A 12,738-nucleotide genomic window follows, 5' to 3' on the forward strand; every position below is an offset into this window, starting at 1 on the left:
TCCTGCCAGGCGTCTTCCATGATCTATTTCCACGACATCGACCCCATCGCCCTCTCGCTGGGGCCGATCAAGGTGCATTGGTACGGCATCATGTACCTGCTGGGTTTCACCGCCGCCTGGCTGCTCGGTCGTCGCCGGATCGCCGCCGGGCGCCTGCCCGGCGTCGATGCCAACGGATTCTCCGACCTGTTGTTCTACGCCATGCTGGGCGTCGTGCTGGGCGGGCGCATCGGTTACATGCTGTTCTACGCGCTGGGCGATTTCCTGCACAACCCGCTGCTGTTGTTCAAGGTATGGGACGGCGGCATGAGCTTCCACGGTGGCCTGCTGGGCGTGCTCGGCGCCTGCTGGTGGTGGTCGCGCAAGCACAGGCTGCACTTCTTCGACACCATGGACTTCATGGCGCCGCTGGTGCCACTGGGCCTGGGTTTTGGCCGCATCGGCAACTTCATCGGCGCAGAGCTGTGGGGCAAGTACACCGACGGCAGCTGGGGCGTGGTGTTTCCGTCCGGCCTGCCGGCTCCGCTTAACCAGCTTGACCACGCGACCCTGCAGGCGCAGTTCGCGACCGGCGCGCTGAACCAGTACGCACGCCACCCCTCGCAGCTGTATGAAGCCTTCCTCGAAGGGCTGGTGATGTTCGTGGTGCTGTGGGCGGTGTCGGCCAAGCCACGCCATCGCTATCTGGTGGGGGGGCTGTTCGCGCTGATGTACGGTGTCTTCCGCTTCGCGGTGGAATTCGTGCGCATGCCCGACAACGGCATCTACGTAGCGTTCGACTGGCTCACCCGCGGCCAGATCCTCAGCCTGCCGCTGATCGCGCTGGGCCTGGTGCTGCTGGCGATGTCGCGCCGCGCACCGGTACTGCAGCCGCAGCCGCTGGCGGTGGAGGGCAAGGCATGAAGGCCTACCTGGACCTGCTCTCGCACGTGCTGGAGCACGGGACGGAGAAGAGCGACCGCACCGGTACCGGCACCCGCAGCGTGTTCGGCTGGCAGATGCGCTTCGACCTCAACGAAGGTTTCCCGCTGGTCACCACCAAGAAACTGCACCTGCGCTCGATCATCCACGAGCTGCTGTGGTTCCTGAAAGGCGATACCAACATCGGCTACCTGAAGGACAACCAGGTAAGGATCTGGGACGAATGGGCCGACGGCAACGGTGATCTTGGCCCGGTGTACGGCAAGCAGTGGCGCAGCTGGGCCACCGGCGATGGTCGCGAGATCGACCAGATGCAGTGGCTGGTGGACGAGATCAAGCGCAACCCCGATTCGCGGCGGCTGGTGGTCAGCGCCTGGAACGTGGGCGAGCTCTCGCAGATGGCGCTGATGCCCTGCCACAACCTGTTCCAGTTCTACGTGGCCGATGGCAGGCTCAGTTGCCAGTTGTACCAGCGCAGCGGCGACATCTTCCTCGGCGTGCCGTTCAACATCGCCAGCTATGCGCTGCTGACCCACATGGTTGCGCAGGCCACCGGCCTGGGCGTGGGCGACTTCGTGCATACGCTGGGCGATGCGCACCTGTACTCCAACCATTTCGAGCAGGCCCGTGAGCAGCTGGCGCGCGAACCGCGCGCGCTGCCGAAGCTGTGGTTGAACCCGGACGTGACCGACCTGTTCGGTTTCCAGTTCGACGACATCCGCATCGACGGCTACGACCCGCATCCGGCGATCAAGGCGCCGGTGGCGGTATGAGTATCCGCCTGATTTCCGGGAGCCTGCTGGCGCTGTGCGGCATGCTGCCGCTGGCCATGGCGCAGGCCGGACCGGCCGATGCGCTGTCGTTGGCCAGGCAGGTCAATGAGCAGATCGTGCACACGCACATGCGCGAGGAAGTGCATGCGTTCGCCGGGGCATTCAACGGCAGCACCATGATGCCCCCGGATGTCCCGGAAGGATGCCGGGCGCAGATGCGTGAGGCGGTAACGGGCATGTACACGGCAATGACCGACCACCTGAAGGCCGGTATTGAGGATCCGGCCTATCAGCGCACGCTCGAGCAGCAGCTTGCCAACGTCTATTCCAGCGACCAGTTGCAGGCGTTTCTGGCACGTCGTGCCAGCACCGATACCGCCGCGCTGTCGGCAGAGATCCTGTCAGGACCGGGCCTGAAGGATATCGAAGAGGCGCAGAAGCAGAAGATCCTTGGTGGCCTGGACGAGCAGTCCACGTCCAGCCCTGCGCTGGCTGCGGCGTTGCAGGCCGCCAGTGCAGCGAACGCTGCCTGCGAACGCCTGCAGATCGATGCCAACTGAGGAGGTCGCAGCATTGAAGCTTTCGATGATCGTGGCGCTGGATCGCAACCGTGGCATCGGCCAGGGCAATGCCATGCCCTGGCACCTGCCGGATGACTTCAAGCACTTCAAGGCGCTCACCCTGGGCAAGCCGATCCTGATGGGGCGCAGGACGGCCGAGTCGATCGGCCGCGTTCTGCCGGGGCGGACCAACCTGGTGCTGACCCGCAGCGGCCAGGTGCCGTTCGAGGGCATGCGCGCGGTGGGCTCGCTGGACGAAGCGAAGGCGATCGCTGAAGGCGAGGGTGCCGGTGAGCTGTGTGTCATCGGAGGCGGCGAGATCTTCCGCCAGCTGCTGGACCAGGCCAGTGACCTGTACCTGACCTGGGTCGATGCCGAAGTGCCGGCCGACACCCATTTCCCCGAGGTGGACCCGCAGCTGTGGCGGGAAACAGGCAGTGAGCCGCATCCGGCCGACGAACGCCACGCCTACGCGTTCCGCTTCGTGCATTACGTGCGCCGCTGATCGCCGTGCATCTGTAGAGCCGGGCCACGCCCGGCCTCGTTCCTCAAGGCTACAGGATCGTTTACGGCATCCGGTAATGCCCGATGATGGCGTGCTGGAACAGCAGGTTCTCTTCCCGGGTCCCGCGCGCGATGTTGTGCAGTACCAGCGGTGTCCCGTCGGCCAGCTGCCGATCGGAGACGATGCCCACGTGCAGCAGGCCGTTGCCATTGAGCTTCCAGGCGACGATGTCGCCTGCCGCGTAGTCGGCGGCGAGGGCCGTGATGGGCTGCTGCCAACCCTGCCGCTCGAACCAGCGCATCAGGTTCGGTACGCGGCGATGATCGATGTTGCGATCCGGCCGTGACAGGCCCCATATCGCGGGATAGGCGCCGAAACTGCTGCGCATGTCTTCATGCACGCGCGCCTGCAGATCCAGTCCCAGATCGCGCAGGGCGCGCACCACCACGTCGGTACACACGCCGCGATCAATCGGGACGTCCCCGCCGGGATAGGCCAGCACCCGATAGGCCGGGTCGTAGCGGGTGGTGACGCCGATCTGTGCGCGCGCCGCGGTCACCAGCGGCGGCGAAGACGCCTGCGGTTGCGCTGGTACGTGGCCGGCGTTTTCGCCGCCGGAGGGAACCGGGGCCGGACCGGGCTGGCAGCCGCTGGCCAGGGCCAGCGTCAGCAGCAGCACCGTCCATGGTGCCCGACCGCGCGCGGTCATGCCTGCGGAGGCGTGCCGGTGCTGTTGCCGCCACCCGTACCGCCACCACCACCACCACCGCGCCGACGGCGGCGACGTGGGCCGCGGTTGCCCGGGTTGGCAGCGGTGTTTCCGCCGCCCTGTTCCTTGCCCTGTGCCGCAGCGGTAGACCGCTCGTGGGCCGGTCGCGCCGGCGGCCGGGCATTCGGAACCGGAGCAGGTACATCGCGGCCGGGCACCTGCACCACGCGCAGCTCATCGGTATCGAGCTGGATCGCGGTCAGCTTGCCGCCCCATACCGCGCCGGTATCGATGGCGTGCACGCCCTGGGTGATGGTCAGGCCCAGCGCCGACCAATGGCCGCATACGACCTTCAGGTCGCGCTCGACCCGGCCGGGCACTTCAAACCACGGATACAGTCCCTGTTCCTGCGTGCCCGGCGTGCCCTTGTCCTCGATGCCGATGCGTCCGCGCGGAGTGCAGTAGCGCATGCGGGTGAGCACGTTGATGATCGCCCGCGAACGGTCGTAGCCGGACAGGTTCGGTGCCCAGCTTGGCTTGTCGCCATACATGTTGCGGAACAGCTTGCGGTAGCCCGCGCCGTGCAGTTGCACTTCGACTTCGGCCGCATGCTTTTCGGCCATCTGCGTGGTCCATTTCGGCGCCAGGCCGGCGTGCACCATCATCCAGCCCATCTCGCGGTCCACATGCACCAGCTTCTGCAGGCGCAGCCAGTCCAGCAGTTCGTCACGGTCCTCGGCCTGCACGATGCGCAGCAGGTCCGGATTGACCTTGCGCTGCTCTTCCTCGGTGCGTGCACCGACCGCCAGCAGCGAAAGATCGTGATTGCCCAGCACGACCACGCTGTGCTCGCGCAGCGAATGCACCAGCCGCAGCGTTTCCAGGGATTGACCACCGCGGTTGACCAGGTCGCCGCAGAACCACAGGGTGTCCTGCGCGGGGTCGAAGCGGAGCTTCTCCAGCAGTCGCTGGGTCACGTCATAGCAGCCCTGCAGGTCGCCGATCGCCCACACACTCATCGTCCGGCCTCCGTGTCAGTGCAGGGTACGTGGGATGGCCAGCACGAACGGTGCGACCGGCGCGGCGAATTCGGTGCCGTCATCGGCGACCATGTCGTAGTGGCCCTGCATGGTTCCGTGATCGGTCGCCAGCATGACACCGGACGTGTAGTGGAAGTCTTCACCGGGACGCAGCCGCGGCTGCTCACCGATCACACCTTCGCCATCGACGTGCTCGACGCGGCCGTTGGCATCGGTGATGCGCCAGTGGCGCGCGACCAGCCGCGCGGCCACCCGGCCCTGGTTGTGGATGCGGATCGTATAGGCGAACGCATAGCGGCCGTCTTCCGGCACGGACTGGTCATCGAGGAATCGCGGTGCGACCTCGACGGAAATGGCGTAAACGTCAGCGTCTTCCATACCGGCAGTGTAATCAGGAGGCATTGGCCAAGGCGATGAATTCGGCCACGTCCAGCTGTTCGGCACGGGCATCGGGGCGCACGCCGGCAGCGGCGAACTGGTCGGCCGACACCACGTTGTTCAGTGCGTTGCGCAGGGTCTTGCGGCGCTGGCCGAAGGCGGCCTTGACCACTTCGGCGAAGCGGGCATGGTCACGGATGCCGACCGTGGCCGGATCATGCGGCACCAGCCGCACCACGGCCGAATCGACCTTCGGCGGTGGCCGGAACGCACCCGGCGGCACCACGAACAGCGAGGTGACGGTGCAGTAGGCCTGCAGCATCACGCTGAGGCGGCCGTAAACCTTGCTGCCGGGGCCGGCTGCCATGCGGTCGACCACTTCCTTCTGCAGCATGAAGTGCATGTCGCGGACCACGGCGGCATGCTCGAGCGCATGGAACAGGATAGGCGAGGAGATGTTGTACGGCAGGTTGCCGACCAGACGGATCGGCTGTCCGGCCGCCAGTTCGGTGAAGTCCACGCGCAGCACGTCGCGGTGGACGATGGTCAGCTCGCCCAGCGGCTCGGCGGCGGCGGTCAGCGGCGCGATCAGGTCGCGGTCGAACTCGATCACCGTCAGTGCCGGATGCACGCGCAGCAGCGGCAGCGTGATCGCTCCCTGGCCGGGGCCGATTTCGACCAGGCGGTCACCGTCCTTGGGGTTGACCGCCATCACGATCTTGTCGATGTAGTGGCGATCGGCCAGGAAATGCTGGCCAAGCTGTTTCTTGGCCGGGGCGGTGAACACCGGGCCGGAGGGGGAATGCGGGGAATTCATGCGCTCAGTGTACGTTGCCGCGCAAGCTGCGCACACAGCGTCGTTGCCGCCTGCAGGCTGGATGGATCGGCAATGCCGCGGCCGGCCAGGTCCAGCGCGGTACCGTGATCGACAGCGACGCGCGGGTAGGGCAGGCCCAGGGTCAGGTTCACGGCCTGCTCGAAGCCGGAGTACTTCAGCACCGGCAGGCCCTGGTCGTGGTACATGGCCAGGACCGTATCGAAACCTGCCAGCTTGCCTGGCAGGAACGCGGTGTCGGCCGGCAGCGGCCCGACCAGATCCATGCCTTCAGCGCGCAGGCGCTGCAGCAGCGGGATGACCAGATCCAGTTCCTCGCGGCCGAGGTGACCGTCTTCACCGGCGTGCGGGTTCAGGCCGAGCACGGCGATGCGCGGCGATGCCAGCCCGAACTCGCGGCGCAGCGCGGCGTGCACGGTGCGCAGGGTGTGCTCCAGGCCGGGTGCGGTGATCGCATCGGCGACCTCACGCAGCGGCAGGTGGGTGGTGGCCAGGGCCACGCGCACGATGTGATTGGCCAGCATCATCACCACCTTCACCCCGGCCTGGTCGGCCAGCAGTTCGGTGGTGCCGCTGTAGGCGATGCCGCCCTCGTTGATGATCGCCTTGTGCACCGGGCCGGTGACCACGCCGTGCAGCTCGCCCGACAGGCAGGCCTGGCCGGCGCCGAGCAGGGCGCCGATGACCGCGCCGGCATTGGCCGGATCGGCGTGGCCGAAGCGGCTCGGGACGGCATTGGCCACGACGCGCAGACGCAGGTCGCCCGGGAAGCGGGCTTCTGCCTCCTCGGGCAGCAGTTGCAGGGGCAGGTCCAGCGCGGCGGCGGCTGCGCGCAGGGTATCCGGGTCGGCGAAAGCCAGCAGCCGGCAATCATCGCGCGGCTGCTGGATCAGGCGGATGCACAGCTCCGGGCCGATCCCGGCGGGCTCGCCCGGTACCAGAGCGAGCTCGGGGCGCATCGGTCAGGACTGCGGCGGCGTCGCGGTGTTTTCCGCGCGGTCACCGCTGCGGAAGCTGACGTAGGCTTCGCCACGCAGCTCCTGCAGGAAACGGTTGTATTCGTCTTCCAGCTTGCGGCGGCCGATGGTCTCGCGGACCTGCGCACGCTGGTTGTCGTTGGTCACGTCGGTCTGGCGGGTCGCCACGCGCTGCACGATGTGCCAACCGGCGTCGGTGCGGAACGGCTGGCTGACACCGCCGTCCTGCACGCTCTGGACCTGCTGGCCGAAGGCCGGACCGAACGCATCGGCCGGGAACCAGCCCAGATCGCCGCCCTGGCCCTTGCTGTTGTTGTCCTCGGACGACTCCCTGGCCACCGTCTGGAAGTCGGCGCCGCCGGCAATGCGGGCACGCAGGGTGTCGATCTTGGCCTTGGCGGCCGCATCGGTCTGGTTTTCGTCCACGCGCACCAGGATGTGGCGGCCGTGGAACTCGGTGACGGTATGGGTGCCGGCGGCGGCGCTGGAATCGCGCACTTCCACCAGCTTCAGCAGCTGGAAGCCGCTCGGACCACGGATCGGGCCAACCACGTCACCGGCATTCATCTTTTCCATCAGCTGCGCGAACGCGGCCGGGATCTCGTCCATGCTGCGCCAGCCCAGGTCGCCGCCTTCCAGTGCATTGGGGCTGTCCGAGTAACGTACGGCGGCGGCATTGAAGTCCAGCTCACCCTTGTCCAGCAGGGCCTTCACGCCGTCGGCCTTCTTCTGGCCGGTGGCGATCTGCTCGGCATTGGCGCCGTCGGGCAGGGCGATCAGGATGTGCGCCAGGTGGTACTGGTTGCCGGCGGTGGCCTGCTGCTTCAACGCGGCATCGACTTCGCCCTCGCTGACGCTGATGCGGCTCTGCGCGAAGCTCTGGCGCAGGCGCTGCACGGTGATCTCGTCACGCACCGAGGCGCGGAAGTCGTTGAAATCGATGCCGTCACTTGCCAGGCGCTGGCGCAGCGCGTCCAGATTGGAACCATTCTGCTGGGCGATGGCATTCATCGCCTGGTTCAGCTCCTGGTCGCTGACGCGGATGCCGCTGCCCTGCGCACGGGCCACCTGCAGCTTGACCAGCACCAGGCGCTCGAGCACCTGCCGGCTGAGTACGTCATCCGGCGGCAGCTGGGCCTCGCGGCCGGCGTACTGCGCCTTGATGTTGGCGATGGCGCGCTGGAGTTCGCTCTGCAGGATCACGTCCTCATCGACGACAGCGGCGATGCGGTCCAGCGGCTGCGCCTCCTGGGCAAGTACCTGCAGGGGGGCGGACACGCTGGACACCGCCAGCAGCGAGGCGAGAAGAACGGGGAAGCGCTTGGTCATGGGATCAGATTCGGATCGTAGTCGTCCCGGGTCGTCCCGGTATTGCTGGGGGGCACGAGATAGAGGTCGTCGCGGTTGTAGCCGAGGATAGCACGGCGCAGGGTGCGGTCCGTGTCCTGGCCCAGGGAGCTGAGGCCCTTCAGCACGAACTCCAGCTGGATGGAATTGTTCAGCTCGCCCTCGCGGTTGCGCACGTAGCGGCGGGCCACCGCGCGCACGGCCAGGCAGCAGCTGTCCCACTGGACGCCACCGATGATTTCCAGCGGCTTCTTGTCTTCCAGCGAGTAGTAGTAGCGGCCGACCAGGCTCCAGCGGGGGTTCAGCGGGTACAGGAACGACAGGTCGGCCTGCTTCAGCAGGTCGGTGCCGTCCGGGTTGATGCGGTGGCGGTAGGTCAGGTTGACCACGCCATCGTTGGGCATCAGGTAACGGGCGCGGAAGCTGGCCAGGTCCTCACGCTTGTATTTGGGGTCCCACTGGTAGGTCGCGCTGAGGGTCCAGCGGTCGTTGACCATGTAGTTGGCATCGGCGATCCAGGCCGACTTGCCCTTTTCCACCGGCGGGCCACCCGGCACGGCGGTCACCCGCGATTCGTCGAAGTACTGGATCTGGCCGATGGCCGCCGAGAACCGCTCGCGGCCGGTGGTCTGGTCGATGAAGCGGGTGCCCAGCGCCATGGTCAGCTGGTTGGCGTCGTTCTGGCGGTCGGCGCCGGTATAGCGCGAGTCGCGGAACAGCTGGCCCCAGCTGAAGGTGAAGTCGCGGGTATCGAAGATCGGCAGCTCGTCCTGGTTGCGGTAGGGCGTGCGCAGGTAGAACAGGCGCGGTTCCAGGGTGTGCAGGAACGAGCGGCCGCCGATGGTGGTCTCGCGGTCGAAGAACAGGCCGGCATCGATGCTGCCGATCGGCAGGCTGCGGCTGGGCGAGGTGTTGCCGCGCAGCTGCTCGGGGGTAGCGGTGGCCGGATCAACGCCCTGTGAAACCAGCACGTTGCGGCGGATGCTGTCGGCCAGCTGCCGGTCCAGGTCGTAGGCGGTGTAGCGGTAGGCCAGGGTCGGGGTCACGTACCAGGCCGCACCGCTGAACGGCAGCGACACATAGGGTTTCAGGTCCAGGCGTGCGCCGCCGTACATCCGCTGGGTCTGGCCGGTACGGGTGTACTCGAGGTCCGGTCCGGCCTCGGGGCCGTACTTGAAGTTGATGTCTTCATGGGTGAAGCGCACGGCTTCGGCGTACACGCCGGTTTCCAGCCACGACAGGACCGGCTTGTCCCAGTTGAAGTACAGGCGCGGCTGGCGGTTGTAGGCCAGCGCGCTCTCGTTGAGCGTGTAGTCGGTCAGCTGCCAGCGGTCGGCCATGATTCCGGCCGTCCAGTTCTGGCCGGTGCCGTAAAGGCCAACGGTGCTCTGCAGGTTCGAGGCGGTCACGCCCACCAGGCGGTTGGCGAAGTCCTCGACGTAGCGCTCGTCGCTGACCCAGGCCAGGTTGGCACGTGCCTGCCAGTGGCTGTCCACGTTGTGGTAGCCGCTGAACATGACACGGCCGCGATCGCGGTCGCGCAGCTTGTCGTTGGGGATGTAGGCGGTCAGCAGTTCGCCGCGGCCGCCGTTGTAGAGGTAGCGGAACTCGTTGTCGAGCATCAGGCCGCGCCGGCTCATGTAGCGCGGCATCAGCGTGTCGTCGTAGTTCGGTGCCAGATTCAGGTAGATCGGCTGGGTGTAGTCGAACCCGTTGCGCCCGGACATGCCCAGCTGCGGGAACAGCAGGCCGGTCTTGCGCCGGTCGTCGATCGGGAACTTGAAGTACGGTGCCCACAGCACCGGCACCTTGCCGATGCGCAGCACGGCATTGCGCGCCGTGCCGAAGCCCTCGTCGTTGTCCACTTCGATCTGCGGCGCCGACAGCTTCCACACCGGCTGCGACGGGTCGCAGGTGGTGTAGGTGGAGCGGTGCATCTGCCCGACCGCGCCCTGCAGGTCGACCGATTCGGCGTCGCCGTTGCCACGGCGGGACACCAGCTGGTACTGGATGTCGGTGATCTTGTGGGTGTCGCTTTCCTGGTTGCCCTCGGCGCGCTTGGCGACCATGCGGATCGACGCGTCCTGGTAGCGGACATTGCCATCGGCGATGTAGTTGCCGGACTCGGTGTCGAAGCTGAGCTTGTCGGTGCCGACGAACTGGTCGCCGCGACGCAGGGCGACGTTGCCCTCGTACTGCGGCACCGTGGTGGTACCCAGCAGCTGATCGCCCTCGATATCGGTCGGCTGCTGCTCGCGCGCGGCGCTGGCGGCGGCCTTGTCCTGGCCCGGAACCGGGGTCGGGGCGTCGGTGAACGCGGGAATGACGTCGGTTGCCGGGCACAGGCCCCAGTTGAGCGGCTTATCATCGGCCATCGCCGGCAGGCAGACGGCGATGCTCAGAGGCAGGGGAAGCAGGCGGAGGGCTCGGCGCACGCGGTTCGGATTCGGGCGAAAACGGACGGTAGCTTGCCCCATCCCTTGCATAGGGGCAATGAAGGCGGCCCGGTCGCACCGGTTCGGGTTCATCCAGCCGGGGGGGACGCCGCCGGCGACATCAGGGCCTGCACGTGGGCCACGCTGCATTCGGCCAGGGCCTGCAGGTCGTAGCCGCCCTCCAGCATCGACACCACCCGGCCGGCCGCGTGGCGACGCGCCAGCGCATGCAGTTCGCGGGTGATCCAGGCGAAATCCTCGGTCTCCAGCATCAGATCCGCCTGGGGGTCGCGCAGATGGGCGTCGAAGCCTGCCGAGATCAGCATCAGCTGCGGGCGGAAGTCGTCGATGGCCGGCAGCATCTCGTCGGCCCAGACATTGCGGAAGCGGAATCCGCCACTGCCCGGCGGCAGCAGGATGTTCATCAGATTGCCCGCGCCACGGTCACGGCGCAGGCCGGAGTTGGGGAACAGGCCGGCCTGGTGGGTGCTGTAATACGACACCCGTGCGTCGTGCTGGAAGATGTCCTGGGTGCCGTTGCCATGGTGGACGTCGAAGTCGACCACCGCGATCCGCTCCAGCCCGTGGCGGTCGCGCGCGTAGGCTGCGGCGATGGCGATGTTGTTGAGCAGGCAGAAGCCCATGGCCGTGCTGCTGGTGGCATGGTGACCCGGCGGGCGCACCGCGCAGAACGCCAGCGGGTCCGCGCCCAGCATCACCGCATCCACCGCGGCCACACCGGCACCGGCAGCATGCACCGCCGCGCTGGCCGAGCCGGGCGAGGTCCAGGTGTCCATGTCCAGCTGGCGCAGGGGCACGGTCTGCGGTTGCAGCACGAAGTCGAGCAGGGCGCTGTCGTGGACCCGGCTCAACTCGCCGAACTTGGCGGGTGGGGCCTCGCGCCAGTCCAGCTGGCCGGGGAATGCGCCGCGCAGGGCGTCGAGCACGCCCTGCAGCCGTTGCGGGCATTCGGGATGGCCCGGACCGGGATCGTGCAGCAGGCAGGACGGATGGGTGAAGACCAGCATCGTACGGACTCAGCCCTGCCGGTGCTGGGGCTGCCAGAGCGCCTCGCCCTGCCCATCGGCGCGGGCCAGCACCCGGGCCAGCACGAACAGCAGGTCCGACAGCCGGTTGAGATACTGCAGCGCTTCGCTGCGCACGTTCTCATGGCGGGACAGCGTCACCGTCTCGCGCTCGGCGCGGCGGACAATCGTTCGTGCCAGGTGGCAGCGTGCGGCGGCTTCGCCACCGGCGGGCAGGATGAACTCCTTCAGCATCGGCAGCGTGGCGTTGTAGTGGTCCAGCTGCTGTTCCAGTGCCGAGACATCGGCGGCATGGATCGCGGCATGGCCGGGGATGCACAGCTCGGCGCCCAGGTCGAACAGCTGGTGCTGCAGATGGACCACCAGCGCGCGCACGTCGTCCGGAAGCGGTGCGGCCAGCAGCAGGCCCAGCGCCGCGTTGGCTTCGTCGACGGTGCCGTAGGAGGCGACGCGGGCATCGTCCTTGGCTACGCGCTGGCCATCGCCCAGTCCGGTGCTGCCGTCGTCACCGGTGCGGGTGTAGATGCGCGAGAGGCGATGGCCCATGGCGCAGCTCAGTGCCGGATGTCGCGACGGGCCTGCTGGAGCTTGAGCACCTGCTCCACGGCCAGTTGCAGGGCGGCGGCCAGCGCCACGTAGATCGCCGTGGTCCGCAGGTAGGGGCCGAACCACTGTGCGTAGTTCTGCGCCCAGCCCGCCAGCGTCGGCTCGGCTACGTTGCGGGTGGTCCAGTAGAAGCCCCCCTGCGCAAGCAGGTGGCACAGCGCCACCGAGGCCACCAGCAGGAGCGCACCCTTGGCCAGCACCGGCCAGCGCGCGCCGCGGTAGTTGTGGCCCAGCAGCATGCCGCCGGCCCACCGCGAGAAGTACGCCGGCAGCAGCAGCCAGTAGCCGGGCGACACGCAGTAGTGCTGCCAGAAATCCAGCCCCGCGCTGCGGATCACGATCCAGTCGACCAGCACCGCGAACAGCATCAGCAGCGGAAAGGCCCAGCGCGTCCAGCGCGCGAGGTAGAAACCGCCGATGAAGAACACCGCCCAGGAGGCATCGGGGATCGCCGCGAAGTGGTTGACCCGGGTCGCCGCCAGCAACAGCACGAGCACGGACAGGACGAAGGCGCGATTGGCGGTGTCGGACATGGCGGCGGGCCCGGAGCGGATTCAGCTTTCATTCTAGCCCGCCGCGCGGGTTGGCGCAGGCAGCGTCGCGTTC

The 12,738-nt window shown here is 67.6% G+C and carries 14 protein-coding genes; 4 read left to right on the forward strand and 10 right to left on the reverse strand.

Annotation, left to right across the window (positions count from 1 at the left end):
* Window positions 1-18 precede the first annotated feature (18 nt).
* Genes lgt through ACZLIF_RS03355 form a run of 4 tightly spaced genes read left to right on the forward strand, consistent with a single transcriptional unit; the run spans window position 19 to window position 2,759 of the window.
* Window positions 19-903: a prolipoprotein diacylglyceryl transferase gene (gene lgt, locus ACZLIF_RS03340; protein ID WP_065182837.1), complete on the forward strand. Its 885-nt coding sequence runs from the start codon at window positions 19-21 to the stop codon at window positions 901-903.
* Window positions 900-1,694, forward strand: a complete 795-nt coding sequence (locus tag ACZLIF_RS03345) for a thymidylate synthase (protein WP_128990589.1) — start codon at window positions 900-902, stop codon at window positions 1,692-1,694. The genes lgt and ACZLIF_RS03345 overlap by 4 nt, the downstream gene beginning before the upstream one ends.
* Entirely contained in the window at window positions 1,691-2,254 is a 564-nt protein-coding gene (locus ACZLIF_RS03350; protein WP_241686021.1) for a hypothetical protein, read from the forward strand. The genes ACZLIF_RS03345 and ACZLIF_RS03350 overlap by 4 nt, the downstream gene beginning before the upstream one ends.
* A 13-nt stretch (window positions 2,255-2,267) precedes the next feature.
* Window positions 2,268-2,759 (forward strand): dihydrofolate reductase, encoded by a 492-nt coding sequence (locus ACZLIF_RS03355; RefSeq protein ID WP_128990587.1) that lies wholly within the window; start codon window positions 2,268-2,270, stop codon window positions 2,757-2,759.
* 61 nt (window positions 2,760-2,820) lie between these two features.
* On the opposite strand, the gene ACZLIF_RS03360 is transcribed toward ACZLIF_RS03355, so the two are convergent.
* From ACZLIF_RS03360 to ACZLIF_RS03405, 10 genes are all read right to left on the reverse strand, one after another.
* Window positions 2,821-3,468: a DUF1287 domain-containing protein gene (locus ACZLIF_RS03360; RefSeq protein WP_128990585.1), complete on the reverse strand. Its 648-nt coding sequence runs from the start codon at window positions 3,466-3,468 to the stop codon at window positions 2,821-2,823.
* Window positions 3,465-4,487 carry a symmetrical bis(5'-nucleosyl)-tetraphosphatase gene (locus ACZLIF_RS03365; RefSeq protein WP_128990584.1) on the reverse strand — a complete coding sequence of 341 codons (1,023 nt, stop codon included), beginning with the start codon at window positions 4,485-4,487 and terminating at the stop codon, window positions 3,465-3,467. Before ACZLIF_RS03365 ends, ACZLIF_RS03360 begins: the two co-directional genes overlap by 4 nt.
* Window positions 4,488-4,502: 15 nt before the next feature.
* Window positions 4,503-4,886, reverse strand: a complete 384-nt coding sequence (gene apaG / locus ACZLIF_RS03370; protein WP_053519676.1) for a Co2+/Mg2+ efflux protein ApaG — start codon at window positions 4,884-4,886, stop codon at window positions 4,503-4,505.
* Between the two features lie 13 nt (window positions 4,887-4,899).
* Complete coding sequence (rsmA, locus tag ACZLIF_RS03375) at window positions 4,900-5,703, reverse strand: 16S rRNA (adenine(1518)-N(6)/adenine(1519)-N(6))-dimethyltransferase RsmA (RefSeq protein ID WP_065182841.1); 804 nt, start codon at window positions 5,701-5,703, stop codon at window positions 4,900-4,902.
* A complete protein-coding gene (pdxA, locus tag ACZLIF_RS03380) occupies window positions 5,700-6,680 on the reverse strand; it encodes a 4-hydroxythreonine-4-phosphate dehydrogenase PdxA (RefSeq protein WP_128990582.1) in 981 nt (326 codons plus the stop codon). The genes rsmA and pdxA overlap by 4 nt, the downstream gene beginning before the upstream one ends.
* A gap of 3 nt (window positions 6,681-6,683) precedes the next feature.
* Window positions 6,684-8,027 (reverse strand): peptidylprolyl isomerase, encoded by a 1,344-nt coding sequence (locus tag ACZLIF_RS03385; RefSeq protein ID WP_128990580.1) that lies wholly within the window; start codon window positions 8,025-8,027, stop codon window positions 6,684-6,686.
* Window positions 8,024-10,480 carry an LPS-assembly protein LptD gene (gene lptD / locus ACZLIF_RS03390; protein WP_080375337.1) on the reverse strand — a complete coding sequence of 819 codons (2,457 nt, stop codon included), beginning with the start codon at window positions 10,478-10,480 and terminating at the stop codon, window positions 8,024-8,026. The genes ACZLIF_RS03385 and lptD overlap by 4 nt, the downstream gene beginning before the upstream one ends.
* A gap of 89 nt (window positions 10,481-10,569) precedes the next feature.
* Window positions 10,570-11,508 (reverse strand): histone deacetylase family protein, encoded by a 939-nt coding sequence (locus ACZLIF_RS03395; protein WP_065176230.1) that lies wholly within the window; start codon window positions 11,506-11,508, stop codon window positions 10,570-10,572.
* A gap of 9 nt (window positions 11,509-11,517) precedes the next feature.
* Window positions 11,518-12,072 carry a cob(I)yrinic acid a,c-diamide adenosyltransferase gene (locus ACZLIF_RS03400; protein ID WP_065176231.1) on the reverse strand — a complete coding sequence of 185 codons (555 nt, stop codon included), beginning with the start codon at window positions 12,070-12,072 and terminating at the stop codon, window positions 11,518-11,520.
* Window positions 12,073-12,080: 8 nt separating this feature from the next.
* On the reverse strand, window positions 12,081-12,665 hold the full coding sequence (locus ACZLIF_RS03405; RefSeq protein WP_478462328.1) for a hypothetical protein: 585 nt from the start codon (window positions 12,663-12,665) through the stop codon (window positions 12,081-12,083).
* Window positions 12,666-12,738 lie beyond the last annotated feature (73 nt).

The organism is Stenotrophomonas sp. 2201_Sma (assembly GCF_056486685.1).